We start from the raw sequence: 15,683 nt of genomic DNA on the forward strand, positions 1-15,683 counted from the left end.
GAGGCACCGCCCCCGGTCCACCGGCCCCGTACCTGCCCGTATGCGCGTACGAGCCGTTCGAACGGTCCCGGGGCCGGACCCGCTCCACCGCCGCGAAGGCGCGCCGGCCCTTCCCCGGCGCGGGGCCGGCGCCGCGATCACCGACCCGACCCGCTCCCACGGCAATCCGGGCGACCGCCACCAGCACGATCCGCTAGGCTGTCAGCGGTCACACGGCGGTTCTCGCCGAGGCCCCCGCCTTCGTAGCTCAGGGGATAGAGCACGGCTCTCCTAAAGCCGGTGTCGCAGGTTCGAATCCTGCCGAGGGCACAGTCGAGGACCCCCTGCCGGTGAACGGCAGGGGGTCCTCTGCGCGTTCGTCGCGTTCGTCGCGTTGTGCCGGGCTTCAGCGGGCGCGGCTCGTGCAGGGGCCGGGGGCCGGGGGCGTGTCCCGGCGGGCGTCGTCCCGGTCGGGGTGGGGTTCGGGCGCCGGGGGTGAGACGGGGCCCGGGAGCACGACGCGGGCCTCGGCGCCGCCCTCCGGCCGGTTGCGGAAGGCGAGGGCGGCGCCGAGGACCCGGGCCTGGCCGACGGCGATGGTCAGGCCCAGTCCGTGGCCCTTGTTCGTGCCCTCCGTGCGGAAGCGCTGCGGGCCGGTCGTGATCAGGTACTCCGGATAGCCCGGCCCGGCGTCCGTCACCGTCAGGACCGGGCCGTCCACCGTGACCGTGACCGGCGCTGCGCCGTGGCTGTGCGCGTTGGCGACGAGGTTGCCCAGGATCCGCTCCAGGCGGCGCCGGTCGGTCTCCACCCGCGGCGAGGAGAGCACCCGCAGGGCGGTGTCGGTGCCGGACGCGCGGATCGTGCGGGCCGCCAGGTCGGCCAGGTCGTACGAGTCCAGCTCCACGCGCTCGCTGCGCGTCTCCAGCCGGGAGATCTCCAGCAGGTCCTCGGTGAGCGAGCGCATCGCCTGGACCCGGTCCCGTACGAGTTCGGCCGGGCGGCCCGGCGGCAGGAGCTCGGCGGCCGCGTTCAGGCCGGTCAGCGGGGTGCGGAGCTCGTGGGCGACGTCCGCCGTGAACCGCTGTTCCGCCTCCAGCTTGCCCTGGAGGGACGAGGCCATGGTGTCCAGGGCCCGGGAGACCGCCGCGACCTCGTCCTTGTTGCGGGGCCTGTCCGCGACCCGGGCGTCCAGGTCGCCGGCGCTGATCCGGCGGGCCACCTGCGCGGTCACGTGCAGGCGCCGGGTGATCCGGGTGACGCCGGCCGCCCCGATGAGCAGGGTGGCGCCGATGGCGAGTCCCGAGGAGCCGAGGATGGCCCGGTCGAGGTCCTCGATGGTGCGCTCGGCCCCGCGGAAGTCCACGAAGACGGCGATCGCGCTGCCGTGCTCGGCGGGCGCTGCCGCCCACATCACAGGGCGCCCGCGGTGACTGCCCACGGTCGTGCCGCGCTTGCCGGCCAGCGCGAGGGCGCGCAGCTCGGGCGGGAGGCCCGAGGGGTCGATGCCCTCGCCGCGCGGCATGCGTGCGCCGTCCTCGTACGCCTCGATGGACCGCTCCAGCTTCAGCAGCGCCTTCTCGCGCGCCGTGCCCACGGTCTGGCGGGTCATGGCGCCGTGCACGAGGCAGCCGAGCAGGGCGGCGAGGCCGCAGCACATCAGGGTGATGAAGACCGTGGCCTTCCAGGTCAGGGTCGAGGTCCAGGCGGGCAGCCGCGGGCGCGGCCGCAGCCGCGCTCTGCGCTGCATTTCGTTCATGGTCAGGTCACGGTAATGCGCCCGCCCTGGCGGGCGACCGGCGGGATCCGGCCGGATCCCGCGAGATCCAGCCGGATCGCGGCCGGCCCCGCGGGCGGTGTGCGCGCCGGTGCGGGCGTCCGCGGGGGCGGGAGCCGAACGCCACCGAGGCCGCGGCCGGGACCGGCACAGGGGTCGCGGCCGGGAACGGAACCGGAAACGGAAGTGGAAACCGAGGTGGAAACGGAACCGGAACCGGCACCGGCACCGGCACCGGCACCGGCACCGGCACCGGCACCGGGAGGATAGGGGGACGGGCAGCCGGCCCGGAACAGGGCCCGGAGCAGGGCCCGGAACAGGGGCGCAACGGGAAGTCCCCGCGGGCGCCGGAAGCCCGCACGCCGCCGGGAAGGGCGTCAGGCCGCACGAAGCCCTCCCGGCCTGAGCCGGAAGGGCCGCGCCACCACGTGTGCGCCTTCCCGCGAGGGATCAGCTCAGGCCACTGCTGCGTTCGCCGATGCGGTCGCCCTGCGGAGTGCCGGCCCGCTTGAGCGCGGCCTTCGTGTGCAGTCCGCCCTTGACCTTGCTCCGTACAGGACCGTCGAAGCCGTGACCCGGGGAGCGCGGCGGCTGTGAAGCCGACTCCTGCGCCTTGGCGATGGCCGCCCGGACGTCCCGCTTCTGCTCTTTGTTCATCCCGTCGTCAACTCCCTCAGGAAGCACCCAATCGGACTACTGGGATCGTATGCAGATATACGGAGCAACGCACCCGGACCGGAACGTAAAGAATTCGGTCACCCGCACGCGACCGGCGGTCACCGGCTCAAGGAGTCGAGCCGGTCGCAGGGGCAGGGCTCTCCGGCACCCCCACCGTCGCCTCGATGACCTCCTCGGGACAGGGCGTGCCGCGGGGCAGCTGGTACTTGGCCGCCACCCGGTACTCCCCCGGCGCCGGCACCAGCAGCTCCGTCCACACGTCGCCCTCGGCGTCCGGCACCGCCTTGAACAGGCATCCGGCGGTGTTCGCGAACTCCTTCGGCACGGCCCCCCGCGCCTTCGAGTCCGCGGTCTCCTGCGGCGGCGGCACCGGCTTGCCGGCCCCGTCCACCAGCCCCAGCCACGGCGAGTGCGGGATCCGCACCAGCACCCGGCCCGCCTGCCTGACGTCGACGACGAGCTGGTCGGCGCCCGCCCGCACCACGGTCGCGGGTCCCGCCACCAGGTTCGTCGGATCGTCGACCTTGAAGAGCTGCCAGTTCGCGTCGCCCCACACCTGCTTCAGGTACGGGAGACCCGCCCGCACCAGCTTCGCCTCGTCCTCCCCGCCCGAATCGGGTTTGTCGGCCGGCAGCACCACGTAGTGCACGGCCCAGCGCTCCAGCCAGGCCCGGTAGCTGTCGGCGCTGAGCGTGTCGTCGTAGAAGAGCGGGTTGCGCTCCAGGTCGGCCTGCCGGTTCCAGCCGCGCGCGAGGTTCACGTACGAGGGGAAGGCGGAGGACTCGCGGTGGCTGCTGACGGGGACCACCTCGACCCGGCCGCGGTCGGCGCCCGCCTTCTGGAGCTGGTCCACGAGCGGGGCCAGCTCGCGGTTCCAGGCGGCCACCGGGGTGGTGCGGACGATGTCCGTGATGCTGTTGGTGGTGATCCAGGCGTTCAGGCCGACGAACGCCAGCAGCACCCCGTACCAGCGCCGCGACCGCGGGACCTCGTACGGGAGGGCCGCGAGCAGCACGGCGCCGCCGAAGAGCATCACCATCCTGGTGACGTTCGAGCCGACCTGGGAGTCGATCACCCAGGTCAGGAAGACCCCGAGGGCGTAGACGGCGGCGGCGATCCGTACCGTCTTCCAGCGCCGCGGCACCAGGAAGAAGATCAGCAGCCCGAACACGAACGGCAGCCCGGCCGAACCGATCTTCATCGGCTGCGTCCCGGAGAAGGGGAAGAGCCAGGCCGACAGCCCGACAACGGCCACCGGGGCCAGCCCCAGCGCGTACGCACCCGGGCGCCGCCGGCTCAGGAACAGCGCGGCCGCGACCACCCCGAGGAAGAGGCCCGCGACGGGGCTGGCGGCGGTCGCGAGCCCGGCGAGCGGGGCCGCCACCGCGGCCTTGCCCCAGCGCCGGTGCGCCCACTTGCGGGGCCAGCAGAAGACCGCCGCGACCGCGCCGAGGGCGAACATGGCGCCGAGCCCGAAGGTCACCCGGCCCGAGAGCGCGTTGCAGAACAGCCCGTACGCCCCGGCCAGGGCGGGCCACACCGGCTCCCGCACGGCCCCGCGGCAGCGGGTCAGGATCAGGGCGAGCAACCCGGCCGAGACGGTGCCCGCGATCATCATCGTGGTCCGTACGCCGAGCATGTGCATGAGGTACGGGGACACCACGCTGTACGAGACGGGGTGCATGCCGCCGTACCAGGCGAGGTTGTACGCCGAGTCGGGATGCCGGCCCACGAACTCGGCCCAGGCGTCCTGCGCGGCGAGGTCGCCGCCGCTGTTGGCGAAGCTGAAGAACCAGACGACGTGCAGGACGGCGGCGAACAGGGTGGCGACGGCCACCGGGTGCCGGCGGAGCGGATCGAGCACGCCGGTGCGCGTACCGGTCCGGGAAGGGGTGGCGGTACGGGTGTCCTGCTGCGGCGGCAGGGCATCGGCGCCGCGGCCCGGGCCGCCGCCGTCGGCCGACGGGATGGCTGCCTGGCGCCGGCCCTGCTGCTCAGCGGTGGTCACTGCCGCACTCCCCACACATGGATCCGCACCGGCACGCCCTGCGCGTCCCGGTCCACCCTGCCGTCAAAGTCTCTCCGAGGCCGCCTGCGGCCGCGCGGCCGCCCCGGTGGCCCTGGCCGCGCGCCCGCACCGCGGGTCGCAGCACTAGGGTCCGTATCGAGTTGCCCCGCGGCGTCGCCACGCCCGGCACGCACCCTCGGCGCACGAGCCGAATGTCCTGGTAGCTCCGCTACGAGCGGCATTCGTCCCGCACGCCGAGGGCACGCACCGAATGCCGCTCCTTGCTCCACGGGGCAACTCGATACAGACCTGCAGACGCGGACCGGCGCCCCGGGGTTGCCCGGGGCGCCGGATCAGCGCTTTCGGCGACTGCCGCGTCAGGCGGTACGCCCGTCACGCGGCACGCGCGTCAGCCGATGCGGGTCAGCTTGCTGCCGATGCCCGGCGAGGCCAGGTCGCTCTGCAGTGCCACCGGCACCTTGACCTGGCTGGCGCCCTCGCCGACGGTCAGCAGGCCCACCTCGGTACCGGCCTTCGCGGTCTGCGGCACCTTGCTGCCACCGTCCGCGAGCTTCACGTCCACGGTCAGCGATGCCCACCCGATCGCCTGCACGTCGGCGGTGGCGACGACCGGCGTCCGGCCGCCGAGCCCGTCGTCGACGTACCCCACGACCTGGCCCTTCTTCACGACGACCGCTCCGTCGAGGGCCTTCTGCGTGGCGGTCATCAGCTGCTTGCTCGCGGCGAGCACGGTGTCGATGATCGCCGGCTTGTGCTGGCCGAGGACGGCTCCGACGATCAGCTGGTTGGTGTTGCCGATCTTCTTCTGCGCGGCGAAGAGGAGGTTTCCGCCGGCCTTCGTCGTCGTACCGGTCTTGATCCCGAGCGCGCCGCTGGGCCCTGTCAGACCGTTCCAGTTGCGCCAGTTCTTCCCGGACGGGTCGACCCAGAACGGCTTCTTGGTGATGTCGAGCAACGTCTCGATCTCGACCAGCTTCAGGCCCAGCTTCACCTGGTCCTCGGCGGTGCTGACCGTGGTCGCGTCCAGACCCGAGGGGTCCGTGTACGTGGTGTTGGTCATGCCGAGTTCCTTGGCGGTGTCGTTCATCTTCTTGACGAACGCCTCCTGGGAACCGGAGTCCCAGCGCGCCAGCAGCCGCGCGATGTTGTTGGCCGACGGGATCATGAGGGCCGCGATCGCGTCGTACTCGGAGATCTTGTCGCCTTCCTTGACCGTGTCGAGCGTGGACTCGTTGTTGACGGAGTCGTTCTTCTTGCCCTCCGTCTCGGCCGTCTTGTCGACGTCGATCATCGCGCCCTGCTCACCCTTCTTGATGGGGTGGTCGCGCAGGATGATGTACGCCGTCATCGACTTGGTGACGCTGGCGATCGGCACCGGCTTCTGCTCGCCGGACTGGCCGAGCGTGCCGAGGCCGGCGGCCGCCATGTACGCCTGGCCCTCGGTGGGCCAGGGCAGCTGCGGCGCGGCGCCCTCGAAGGTGTACGAGGACTTCGCCGTCATCACGAGCTTCGGCTCGGGCAGCGGGCGTACGAGCTGCACGACGGACAGGATGACCGCCAGGAGCACGACGAGCGGTGCGTAGATCTTGATCCGGCGGACGGCGGTGCGCAGGGGGCTCGGCGGCGGGGGCGGGTTGTTCGTGAGGTCCGCCAGCATGTCGAGCGGAGGCTTCGGCGGCAGCGGCTGCTGGGTGGTCCGCTCGCTCCGGTCGCTGTGGTCGAACCGCTCGGTGGTGGTCGCCGCGGATGCCTTTGCCGGCGGGGCCGGCGGAACCGGGGCCTTCGGCGCCGCCCCGCCGTCGGCGCGCAGCGGCACGAAGGTACTGGCCTTGGGCGCGTCGGGCCGGGGCGCCGCCGGCTTCGGGGCGCGGAAGACGGCGGTGCGCTCGCTGTCTTCGGTGGATGCCCCGTCGGCAGGAGCGGAAGCGGAGGTGGAAGCGGAGGTGGAAGGGGAGGCCGGCCTCGCGGCTGCGGGCTTCGGCTTCTGCTTGTCCCCGCTGTCGGGCTTCAGCGCGTCCACCTTCGGCACGCGGAACACGGCGGTGCGCTCGCTGTCCACGGGTTCCTCGGCAGCGGGCTTCGAGGGCGCGGCCGGCGCCGGCCCCTTCGGCAGCCGCACGCCGCGGGACTTCGCCTCCCCGGACCCGGACCCGGACCCGGACCCGGTCCCGGCGGAGTCCGGCTTCACGGCACGGAACACCGCGGTGCGCTCACTGTCCGCCGACTCGTCGGCGGGAGTCTCCGCAGGCTTCGGGCTACCGGTCCCGGCGGAGCCGGGCTTCACGGCACGGAACACCGCGGTGCGCTCACTGTCCTCGACCGCGGACTTCCCCTCGCCGGAAGCGGAACCATCGCCGGACGCCCGGCCCGCGCCGCCAGAACCCAACCCGCCGGAGCCGGGACGGTCACCGTCCACATCGCCCTCGCCGGAACCGGAACCAGCCACACGGGCCTCGGCAGGGCCCCCGTCGGCCTCGCCCGACGACTCGCCCGCGTCGGCGGAGCCAGAGCGGGCGCCGTCCGCGACAGCGGACTTCGCCGCGCCGGAAGCGGAACCATTCGCCCGGGCCGCAGCAGAACCGGCACGCTCACCGGCCACCGACCCAGCAGCCGCAGGCTTCGACTCACCGGAAGCGGTATCGGCCGCACTGGACGCAGCAGCACCTGCGTCGGAGCGGACGCCGTCCGCGGCCGCGGACTTCCCTTCGCCCGAACCGGAGCCGGAACCGCCGCCGGCGGACTTCGACTCACCCGAAGCGGAACCGGGACGCTCGCCGGCCGCCGACCCGGCAGCCGCAGGCTTCGAACCGGCAGAAGCGGGACGCTCGGCTACCTCACCGGACGCCCGGCCCGCGCCGGCGGAGCCCGTGTCGGCGTCGGCCGGGGAACCGTCCGTGTCCGCGGCATCCACACCGGTGGAGCCGGAAGCGGGCTCCTCCGTGGTGGCGACCCATGCCGCGACGGCCTCGCGCAGCGCATCCCGCCCGCCGGCCTCGGCCTCAGCGTCGGCCCCGGCCACACCGGCACCGGCACCGGCCTCGGCCTCGGCCGAATCAACATCGCCGTCGGCACGGGCACCGGCACCCGCCCCGCTGTCGCCCCCGCGGGTGACCACGGGACCGTCCTCGGATGCCCTCGGCCGGAACACCGACAGCCTCGGGTCGCGCTCCGCGGACGACTCCGCCGCCCCCGGCGTTTCTTCATCTACCGACTTGTCGGGGGACTCGCCCGCCACCGCTCCTCCTCATCGCCGCCACGTTCGGCTGTCCGAATGTCTAACAGTGTCCCGTCTCGGGGGCATCGCCCCCGTGCTAGACGAGAACGACATAGCTGCGGGTTCCCCCACAAAGCGGCCACGCGCTCTCGACAGATGAATGTGAGAGGCGTCACCCTGTCACTCATCCACGCGGGGAGGCATGGATGGGCAGGAGCCGCAGAACAATTCCGGAGGAGCTTCTGCTGCTCGCCTTGGACCCGGCCACGGGTACCACGGCGCAGCCGCAGTCGCTCGACCTCGGCCTGGCCGGGGCACAGCTAGTGGAGCTGGCTCTGGCAGGACGGATAGCCCCTGATGGGGATCGTATCGCCGTGGTGATGCCACGGCCGACAGGAGATCCGACTCTGGACTCCGCACTGGAACTGCTGCGCAGGCGCGGCAGCCCGGTACGGGCCGTCCACTGGATCGGCGGGCCCCGGCTGGGGCTCCGTCAGATTTACCTCGCGCACCTTGAGCGCTGCGGCATGGTCCATGCCGTCGCGGGACAGATGTGCGGGGTGTTGCCGACGACTCGCTACCAGGCGACGGACACGGAGATCAGCCGGGAGATCCGAGCCCGGCTCGACAGTGCGATCCGCACCGGCGTACCGCCGGACCCGCGGACCGCGGCGCTCGCCGCGCTGGCCCACGCGGTCGGACTCGGCAAGCACCTGTACCCCGGCAACGAGGGGCGCTCGTCCAGGTCCCGGCTGCGGGACCTGATCAGGCACGACCCGATGGGCGGACTCGTGGCGCACGCCGTGATGGACGTCCAGAACGGTGTGGCCGCACAGCCGCGCCGGGAACGCCCACCGGCGCCGCAGGCCCGGCCCGCGGCGGGTGGCATGGCGATGCAGCCGCGTCGCACGGGTGCGATGGCCCGCGTGGCCGCGCACTGATCCACCCCAGGTGCGGACCGGACAGATCCCGGGTCCACCGTTCCACCGTTCCACCGCTCGACCTTTGCACAGCCGCACCGCACCACCCGCACCACCCGCACCACAGCTCCACCCGCACCTCAGCTGCACCGCACCACCGCACCGAACTGCCGGCGCGCGGGGTGGCGGGGCCGGTCCTCCGGCTCCGCCACCCCGCGCGTCTGTGTTTTCCCCGCCGTTCCCCAGCGGCGCCGACCGCTTCGGTGGCAGTCTGCTGAACATCAGCCACGCAGAGAGACAGCTGCTGCACTACAGAAGAAGGCGGAGGTGCCGTTCACGTGGCGTCCAATGTCAATCCCACCGTCCGACGCCGCCGACTGGGAATGGAGCTGCGCAAGCTCCGCGAGGACAAGGGCATGACGGCCGAACAGGTCGCCGAACGCCTCCTCGTCTCCCAGTCGAAGATCAGCCGACTGGAGAACGGCCGCCGTTCCATCAGCCAGCGCGACGTCCGAGACCTGTGCGACGTGTACGAGGTCGAGGACCGCCGGCTCATCGACTCCCTCATGCAGATGGCGAAGGACTCCCGCCAGCAGGGCTGGTGGCACGCCTTCGGTGACATCCCGTACAGCGTCTACATCGGGCTGGAGACGGATGCCGCCAGCCTGCGCACGTACGAGCCCCTGGTGATCCCGGGGCTGCTCCAGACCACGGAGTACGCCCAGGCCCTCGTCCGCGGCGCGTGGCCGGAGACCGCGCCGGCCGACGTGGACAAGCGCGTCCAGGTGAGGATGCACCGCCAGAAGCGGCTCTCCGAGACCGAGAACAACAACCCGGACCTCGGGCCGCTGCGCCTGTGGGCGGTCATCGACGAGGCGGCGCTGCGCCGCCACGTGGGCGACGCCCAGCTGATGATCCGACAGCTTGAGTACTTGATAGAGCAGTCGGAGCAGCCGCACGTCACGGTGCAGGTGATGCCCTTCGAGCTGGGCGCGCACCCCGGCGTGAACGGCCAGTACGCGATCCTGGAGTTCCCGGACGCGTCCGATTCGACGGTCGTCTACATCGAGGGTGTGACGAGCGACCTGTACCTGGAGAAGGCCAACGACGTCCAGAAGTACAGCGTGATGTACGAGCACCTGCGCGCCCAGGCTCTGGGTGTCGACCGGACACGGGAGTTCATCCTGGGGATCATCGACGAATATGCCGACAAAGGCGAATAGTCCTGTGACGCAAGGGACGGGCGGGATCGGGGGCGGCACCGTACACCGTCGATCCCCAGCCACAGAAGGCTTGAATGGAATATGCCACCCGGTCGGGTGAATGCTTCCTTCACCCGTCAGGAGCTGCCGGTAGCGTCGATCACGTCAGCCGGAAATGGCCGACAGGACACCGGAACTACTCGCTCACCGGAGAGAAACATGGCTATTCGCCAGGGCGCCAACGACAACTGGGTCAAGTCCTCCTACTCCGCCAACGGCGCCTGCGTCGAGGTCAAGTCCCCCGTCATGGAGGCGATCGCCGTACGCGACTCGAAGGTGCAGGACGGCCCGTCCCTCACGTTCGCGCCCGGCTCGTGGACCTCGTTCGTCACCGACGTCACCGAAGGCCGGCTGGGACGCCTCGCCTGAAGATCACCACGCGTCCCGACCGTCCCGCCTGGAGCCCTCTCGACCGGTCCGCCGTCTTGGCCGAGGGGGCTCGGCCATGCCCGCCCCGCCTCGCCCCGCCCCCGTCGGGGCACAGCCGGTTCAGCCAGCCGGTCAGCCGGTCAGCCGGTCAGCCGGTCAGCGCAACTGGTCGACGTACCGGTCGGTGCCCGGCACCGTCGGGATGAACGGGGCCACCAGTTCCACCCGCCCCAGGCCCGCCTCCGCGACCTCCGCGTCAAGCCCCCGGAAGCGGTCCCAGCAGCCCCGGGGGTCCTCCTCCAGGAACCACAGCAGCGTGAGGCGCGTGTCGACCCCCTCCACCTGCTTGACGTACGTCATCCGGTCACCGGGCAGCGGTGTCGGCCGGAATACGGTCACCATCGCCGCCGGGGAGCCGTGCAGCCGCCTCGGCAGCGCGCGCGAGCGCAGCCATTCCAGCAACTCGGCCCGCTGCTCGGGGCCTTCGGCGTCAACCACCTGCACCACCAGTCCGGCGTACGGGTGATCGAGCGCGTGGTAGTCGCGCGGGCCCGCGGCGCCGTCGCGGTAGACGGTGGCCATGTGGTCCTGGAAGGCCGTGAAGACGTGGGTCCGGTCCTGGTAGACGCGCCCGTCCCGGTTGAGCCGCTTGTTGATGCCGACGGTCCACTTCATGTGCTCGTCGTAGCGGCCCTCGGTGACCCAGTACGTCGAGATGTAGCAGCCCGCCGTGACCGGTTGGGCGACGGCCGACTTCTCGGGGTAGCGCAGCTCCTGGAGTTCCCGGGTGGCCACCCAGCGGCGGCCGGCGTACATCCAGGGCATGGCCATGGCGCCGGCGTAGTAGTGGTCGTCCTCGTACCAGCGGTTGTACGCGTACTCGTGGCCCGGGTGCGGCTCCACCATGGTGATCAGCGCATGGCCGGGGCGGACGCCGTAAGGGCCCACGGCCGCCAGGGCGGCGTAGTCGTCGACGCGGGTGCCGGAGTCCTGCTCTGCTGTCGTCATGGGAACGGTCTAGCTGATACAGCGTCAGATCGGGAGGGGGCGTACGGATCCGAGTCCACCCCCTGACACATACATGCCGTCTACAACTTCCTGCGGCTACGATGCGCTCACCCGTCTCCCGGAGGAGCCCCGTGCCCGCTGCCGCCCCCGCCTCCACCGCTTCCGCCTCCCCTGCTTCCGCCGCCGTCGCCACCGCCTCCGTCGCCGCACCGCCCGCGTTCGCCGCGCGCGCCGCCTCGGTCGAGGGCTCCCCGTACGCGAGATCCTGGCGCTCACCCAGCGGCCCGGGATCATCTCCTTCGCCGGCGGCCTCCCCGCCCCCGAACTCTTCGACACCGAGGGCCTGCGCGCCGCGTACGACGCCGCCTTCGCGCTGTCGGCGCGCCGGGCGCTCCAGTACTCGACCACCGAGGGAGCGCCGGAGCTCCGCGCCGCCGTCGCGGCGCGCGCCACGGCGCGCGGGCTGCCGGCCGGCCCGGACGACGTACTCGTCACCTCCGGCTCGCAGCAGGCCCTCGCCCTCGTCACAGCGGCTCTGGTCGAGCCGGGCGACGTGGTGCTGGTCGAGAACCCCACCTACCTCGCCGCGCTCCAGTGCTTCGGCCTGGCGGGGGCGCGGGTGGTTGCGGTGCCCTGCGACGACGAGGGCGTACTGCCGGACGCGCTGGCGGAACTCGTCGCGCGGGAGCGGCCGAAGCTGCTCTACACGATCCCCACCTTCCAAAACCCGACGGGCCGTACCCTGCCCGCTGCCCGCCGGGCGGCGGTCGCGGAGGTCGCGGCCCGCCTCGGTCTGTGGCTGGTGGAGGACGACCCGTACGGCGACCTGCGCTACGAGGGCGACGACCTCCCGTGGCTCGCCGCCCACGCGGGTGCGGAGGACCGTACGGCCCTCCTCGGCAGCTTCTCGAAGACCATGGCGCCGGGGCTGCGGCTGGGCTGGATGCGGGCGCCGGCGGCTCTGCTGCGTGCCGCGGTGGTCGCGAAGCAGGCGGCGGACCTGCACACCGCCACGGTGGACCAGCTGGCCGCGGCGCACTACCTCGCGACCGTGGACCTGGACGCGCACATATCCACCGTGCGCGGCGCGTACCGCGAGCGGCGCGACGCCCTGCAGGACGCGCTGAGCCGGACGCTGCCGGCGGACTGCGAGTGGAACCGACCCGAGGGCGGCATGTTCGTGTGGGCCCGGCTGCCGGAGGGCCACGACGCGACGGCCCTGCTGGCCACGGCCGTCGCACACGGCGTCGCCTTCGTCCCGGGCGCCCCCTTCCACACGGGCAGCCCGGACCCGCGCACGCTGCGCCTGTCCTTCACGACGCACACCCCGGCGGAGATCGCCGAGGGAGTCGGGCGCCTCGGCGCGGCGCTGGCGGAGTACGGCGGGGCACCGGGACGGAACGGCGGGGCGCCGGGCGGCGGCCGTGGCGCGTCGCGGGGCCTCAGTGCTGGAGCCCGACCTTGAGCAGCACGATGACCAGCCCGAGGAGGAGGTTGACGATGCCGGCGACCGCCATGAGGCGGCGCGAGGCGCCGGCGCGTCTGGCGGCGACGGTCGCCCAGCCGACCTGGCCCGCCAGGGCGACCAGCAGGGCCAGCCACGCGATGCCCTGCGGCCCGAGGCCGAACCAGGGGCTGACGGCCGCGGCGAGGGCCGGCGGTACGGCCGCCTCGATGATCGGGCGTTCCTCCCGGGAGGTGCGGCGGATCACTCCCCAGCTGAGCCGGCCCATCATGCGGGCGCCGAAGAGGCGGGCGAAGACGTGCGCGGCCCAGAACACCACGCCGGTGCCGAGCAGCAGCCCGATGAGTTGCAGTCGCGGGAACGAGCCGAGCGTGCCGGCGCCGACGACGACGGAGGCGGCGAGCAGGGAGCCGTAGACGGCACCGGTGTAGTCCCCCCGGACGTGTCCCCCGCCCCCCTCTGCCCCTGCCGCGTCCTCCGCGTCCTCATGGGGCAGCCGCGCCCGGCGCTTCCGCGGAGCCGCCTGGGGGCCCGCTCCCGGGGCAGCGGGCGCGGGCGCCGCTCCGGGCGCCGTCCCGGGAACCTCGGGGGCCGTCCCCGGGGCCCCGGGGGTCGGCTCTGGGGCGTCGGCGCGGCCCGACTCCGGAAACCCACCGCGACCCGGCTCCGGGGCGTCGGCGCGGCCCGGCTCTGGAGCGTCGGCGCGGCCCGACTCTGGGGCGTCGGCGCGGCCCAGCTCCGGGGACCCACCGCGGCCCGACTCCGGGGACCCAGCGCGGCCCGACTCCGGGAACTCGGCGCGGGCCGACTCCGGGGACCCACCGCGGCCCGGCCCCGGGGACCCAGCGCGGCCCGGCCCCGGGAACTCGGCGCGGGCCGACTCCGGGAACTCGGCGCGGCCCGACTCCGGGGAGCCACCACGACCCGGCTCCGGGAACCCACCACGACCCGACTCCGGGAACTCGGCGCGGGCCGGGTCCGGGACGCCTGCGGGCGCCGCCTCACGGCCCTCCCCACGGCCCTCCCCACGGGTCTCCTCACGGGCCTGCCCACGGGTCTCCTCACGAGCCGCCCGCCGGGCCTCCTCGCGAGCCTCTCGCCGGGCCTCCTCCGGTCCGCCGCCCGCGGCCACTATGACGCGGCCCCGGACCGCGCGGTGGCGGTGGATGTGCCGGTGGGCCACTTGAGCTCGATCTCCATCTCGATCTCCCCGTCGCCGACCTCGACCTCGATCTCGGTACTGAGTTCGTCGGGGATCCGCAGGCTCATCGTGCCGGGGCCGAGTTCCAGTTCGGCGTTGCCGCCACGCCGCAAGGCCTCCGCGAGGGCGGAGAGCTGATCGGCGGCCTCCAGGCGTGAAAGGGAGCTCTTCTGCTCGAACTTGAGGTCCTTCACGGCTGTCTCCTATCCGCCACGACCAGCGGGAACAGCGGGATCACCGGTCAAGGCTCGGCTCGCCGGGACCACCGGGACCACCGGGACCACCGGGATCACCAGGTCACGGACAAGGTTCATTGTGCCGCCGTACCAGGGGCCGGGCATCCCGGGGCGCTCCCCCGCGCATGCGCCGACGCCGTCACCACGCCCCCGGCCGCGACCGGTCGAAGGCCAGCGCGAGGACGTCCCGCCACTGCATCGGCGGACCGGCCGCCGGAGCGCCCGGCCGCTCCCGCGGCACCCGTACGCGTAGCGCGCCCGGGCGGATGGAGCAGGTGACGGGCGTGGGCAGGGTCAGGGCCTCCCCGTCGACGGCGACCGGGACGCTCCCGGCGTCCGACCTGATCACGACCTGCCGGGAGGTCAGGACGCGCAGGCCCGCCGCCCGTGCGCCGCGCAGCGCCACGTCGGCCGCCTGGGCGGCGTTGTTGACGCGGATCCCGACGACGCCCAGCATGCCGAGGTCGAGGCGGGCCCGGCGGGCGCCCACCGACATCGGCTCCGGGGACGAGTAGGGGTTGTTGCTGACCAGCAGCGCCTGCTGGGCTTCCAGTCGCATCTCGTCGGTCGCCGCTTCGAGGGTGCGTCCGGCGTAGCCGAGGAGCAGGTCGGGCAGGGCGTTCAGCGCCGAGTCCGCCTTGGCGTCCCGGTACTCCGGGAGCTGCACGACCTCCGCGTAGACGCCGAAGGAGGCCGTGTTCACGAAGGCGCGGCCCCCGGCGAAGCCCAGGTCGACCCTGAGCTCCTCGCCGTCCGTCAGCGCGTCCAGGCACCGGGCCGGGTCCTCGCGGTCCAGGCCGAGGTCCATGGCGAAGTGGTTCCTGGTCCCGGCGGAGACCACCAGGAACGGCAGCTCGTTCTCGGCCGCCACCTCGGCCACCCGGGCCTGGGTTCCGTCACCGCCCGCCACCCCGAGCAGGTCCGCGCCCTCGGCCACCGCCCGGCGGGCGACGGCGGCGACGTCCGTCACGACCTCCGGGTCCAGCAGCACCACGCGGGCGCCCAAGGCCTCGGCCTTCTCGACGAGGCCGAAGCGGCCGACCTTCCCGCCGCCGGACTTCGGATTCATGATCAGCACCGGCTTCCGCGGGCGTTCGGCGGGGACCGCCCGCATGCCGGCGGGCGGCCGCGCGGCACGCAGCGCCGTCCGCGCGCACACCACGGCGGCGGCCCACACCGCGATGGCGGCCAGCGCCGTGGGCCACAGGTCGGCCCGGGCGTAGACGACGAGGATGGCGACGGGGGCGGCCACGGCCAGCAACGCCCCGGCCAGCCGGACGGGTCCGCGGTGGGCGACCACCCACCAGGTCCCCATGGCGGTGAGCGCCGCGCCGGCCACGCCGACCACGACGACGACCAGCCCGCCGCGCTGACCGGCCGCCGCCAACACCACCACCGCGCCCAGCGCACAGACCAGCGCCAGCAGGGCGAACAGCCGGGCGCGCGGCGGCACGCCGGCAGGCTGCGAGTGCGACATGTCCTCACGTCCTCCGACCGGGCCCTGGCACGGCGAATCGTCCCCGCCAGGACGCCTCCCACCCGATC

The 15,683-nt window shown here is 73.4% G+C and carries 12 protein-coding genes and 1 tRNA gene; 5 read left to right on the forward strand and 8 right to left on the reverse strand.

Going from position 1 to position 15,683, the window contains the following annotated elements; all coding sequences use genetic code 11:
- Nucleotides 1-236 precede the first annotated feature (236 nt).
- Nucleotides 237-309: transfer RNA gene (locus tag BSL84_RS14130), tRNA-Arg, on the forward strand.
- A gap of 76 nt (nt 310-385) precedes the next feature.
- On the opposite strand, the gene BSL84_RS14135 is transcribed toward BSL84_RS14130, so the two are convergent.
- The 4 genes from BSL84_RS14135 to BSL84_RS34740 form a co-directional block, all read right to left on the reverse strand.
- Nucleotides 386-1,729 (reverse strand): ATP-binding protein, encoded by a 1,344-nt coding sequence (locus BSL84_RS14135; RefSeq protein WP_075970463.1) that lies wholly within the window; start codon nt 1,727-1,729, stop codon nt 386-388.
- A gap of 477 nt (nt 1,730-2,206) precedes the next feature.
- A complete protein-coding gene (locus BSL84_RS14145) occupies nt 2,207-2,413 on the reverse strand; it encodes a hypothetical protein (protein ID WP_234308355.1) in 207 nt (68 codons plus the stop codon).
- Between the two features lie 127 nt (nt 2,414-2,540).
- Nucleotides 2,541-4,442, reverse strand: coding sequence for an MFS transporter (locus tag BSL84_RS14150; protein WP_420718781.1), 1,902 nt, complete (start codon nt 4,440-4,442; stop codon nt 2,541-2,543).
- Nucleotides 4,443-4,851: 409 nt separating this feature from the next.
- Entirely contained in the window at nt 4,852-6,522 is a 1,671-nt protein-coding gene (locus BSL84_RS34740) for a D-alanyl-D-alanine carboxypeptidase family protein (protein WP_234363464.1), read from the reverse strand.
- Nucleotides 6,523-7,883: 1,361 nt separating this feature from the next.
- On the opposite strand from BSL84_RS34740, the gene BSL84_RS14160 reads away from it, so the two are divergent.
- The 3 genes from BSL84_RS14160 (at nt 7,884) to BSL84_RS14170 (ending at nt 10,228) form a co-directional block, all read left to right on the forward strand.
- A complete protein-coding gene (locus BSL84_RS14160; RefSeq protein ID WP_030029640.1) occupies nt 7,884-8,618 on the forward strand; it encodes a GOLPH3/VPS74 family protein in 735 nt (244 codons plus the stop codon).
- A 317-nt stretch (nt 8,619-8,935) separates the two neighbouring features.
- Complete coding sequence (locus tag BSL84_RS14165) at nt 8,936-9,820, forward strand: helix-turn-helix domain-containing protein (protein ID WP_045322702.1); 885 nt, start codon at nt 8,936-8,938, stop codon at nt 9,818-9,820.
- 198 nt (nt 9,821-10,018) lie between these two features.
- Nucleotides 10,019-10,228, forward strand: a complete 210-nt coding sequence (locus BSL84_RS14170) for a DUF397 domain-containing protein (RefSeq protein ID WP_030029643.1) — start codon at nt 10,019-10,021, stop codon at nt 10,226-10,228.
- A 156-nt stretch (nt 10,229-10,384) separates the two neighbouring features.
- On the opposite strand, the gene BSL84_RS14175 is transcribed toward BSL84_RS14170, so the two are convergent.
- Nucleotides 10,385-11,236, reverse strand: a complete 852-nt coding sequence (locus BSL84_RS14175; RefSeq protein ID WP_030029644.1) for a hypothetical protein — start codon at nt 11,234-11,236, stop codon at nt 10,385-10,387.
- Between the two features lie 73 nt (nt 11,237-11,309).
- Between BSL84_RS14175 and BSL84_RS14180 the strand changes: the two genes are divergently transcribed.
- The gene (locus BSL84_RS14180; RefSeq protein WP_107484797.1) at nt 11,310-12,701 is read left to right on the forward strand and encodes a PLP-dependent aminotransferase family protein; all 1,392 of its coding nucleotides are present in this window, start codon (nt 11,310-11,312) and stop codon (nt 12,699-12,701) included.
- Here BSL84_RS14180 and BSL84_RS36985 read toward each other — a convergent pair.
- The 3 genes from BSL84_RS36985 to BSL84_RS14200 all read right to left on the reverse strand — a co-directional run bounded on the left by BSL84_RS36985 (nt 12,679) and on the right by BSL84_RS14200 (nt 15,615).
- Nucleotides 12,679-13,197, reverse strand: a complete 519-nt coding sequence (locus BSL84_RS36985; RefSeq protein ID WP_045322716.1) for a hypothetical protein — start codon at nt 13,195-13,197, stop codon at nt 12,679-12,681. The genes BSL84_RS14180 and BSL84_RS36985 overlap by 23 nt on opposite strands.
- 635 nt (nt 13,198-13,832) lie before the next feature.
- Nucleotides 13,833-14,096 carry an amphi-Trp domain-containing protein gene (locus tag BSL84_RS14195; RefSeq protein ID WP_030033284.1) on the reverse strand — a complete coding sequence of 88 codons (264 nt, stop codon included), beginning with the start codon at nt 14,094-14,096 and terminating at the stop codon, nt 13,833-13,835.
- Nucleotides 14,097-14,277: 181 nt separating this feature from the next.
- Nucleotides 14,278-15,615 (reverse strand): diacylglycerol/lipid kinase family protein, encoded by a 1,338-nt coding sequence (locus BSL84_RS14200; protein ID WP_075970465.1) that lies wholly within the window; start codon nt 15,613-15,615, stop codon nt 14,278-14,280.
- Nucleotides 15,616-15,683 lie beyond the last annotated feature (68 nt).

The organism is Streptomyces sp. TN58 (assembly GCF_001941845.1).
Lineage (GTDB): Bacteria > Actinomycetota > Actinomycetes > Streptomycetales > Streptomycetaceae > Streptomyces.

What these genes read in the sequence shown, in the direction of transcription:
- BSL84_RS14135 (WP_075970463.1), bottom strand. Translation starts at nt 1,729, where the DNA reads ATGCAGCGCAGAGCGCGGCTGCGGCCGCGCCCGCGGCTGCCCGCCTGG.
- BSL84_RS14145 (WP_234308355.1), bottom strand. Translation starts at nt 2,413, where the DNA reads ATGAACAAAGAGCAGAAGCGGGACGTCCGGGCGGCCATCGCCAAGGCG.
- BSL84_RS14160 (WP_030029640.1), top strand. Translation starts at nt 7,884, where the DNA reads ATGGGCAGGAGCCGCAGAACAATTCCGGAGGAGCTTCTGCTGCTCGCC.
- BSL84_RS14170 (WP_030029643.1), top strand. Translation starts at nt 10,019, where the DNA reads ATGGCTATTCGCCAGGGCGCCAACGACAACTGGGTCAAGTCCTCCTAC.
- BSL84_RS14175 (WP_030029644.1), bottom strand. Translation starts at nt 11,236, where the DNA reads ATGACGACAGCAGAGCAGGACTCCGGCACCCGCGTCGACGACTACGCC.
- BSL84_RS14180 (WP_107484797.1), top strand. Translation starts at nt 11,310, where the DNA reads ATGCCGTCTACAACTTCCTGCGGCTACGATGCGCTCACCCGTCTCCCG.
- BSL84_RS14200 (WP_075970465.1), bottom strand. Translation starts at nt 15,615, where the DNA reads ATGTCGCACTCGCAGCCTGCCGGCGTGCCGCCGCGCGCCCGGCTGTTC.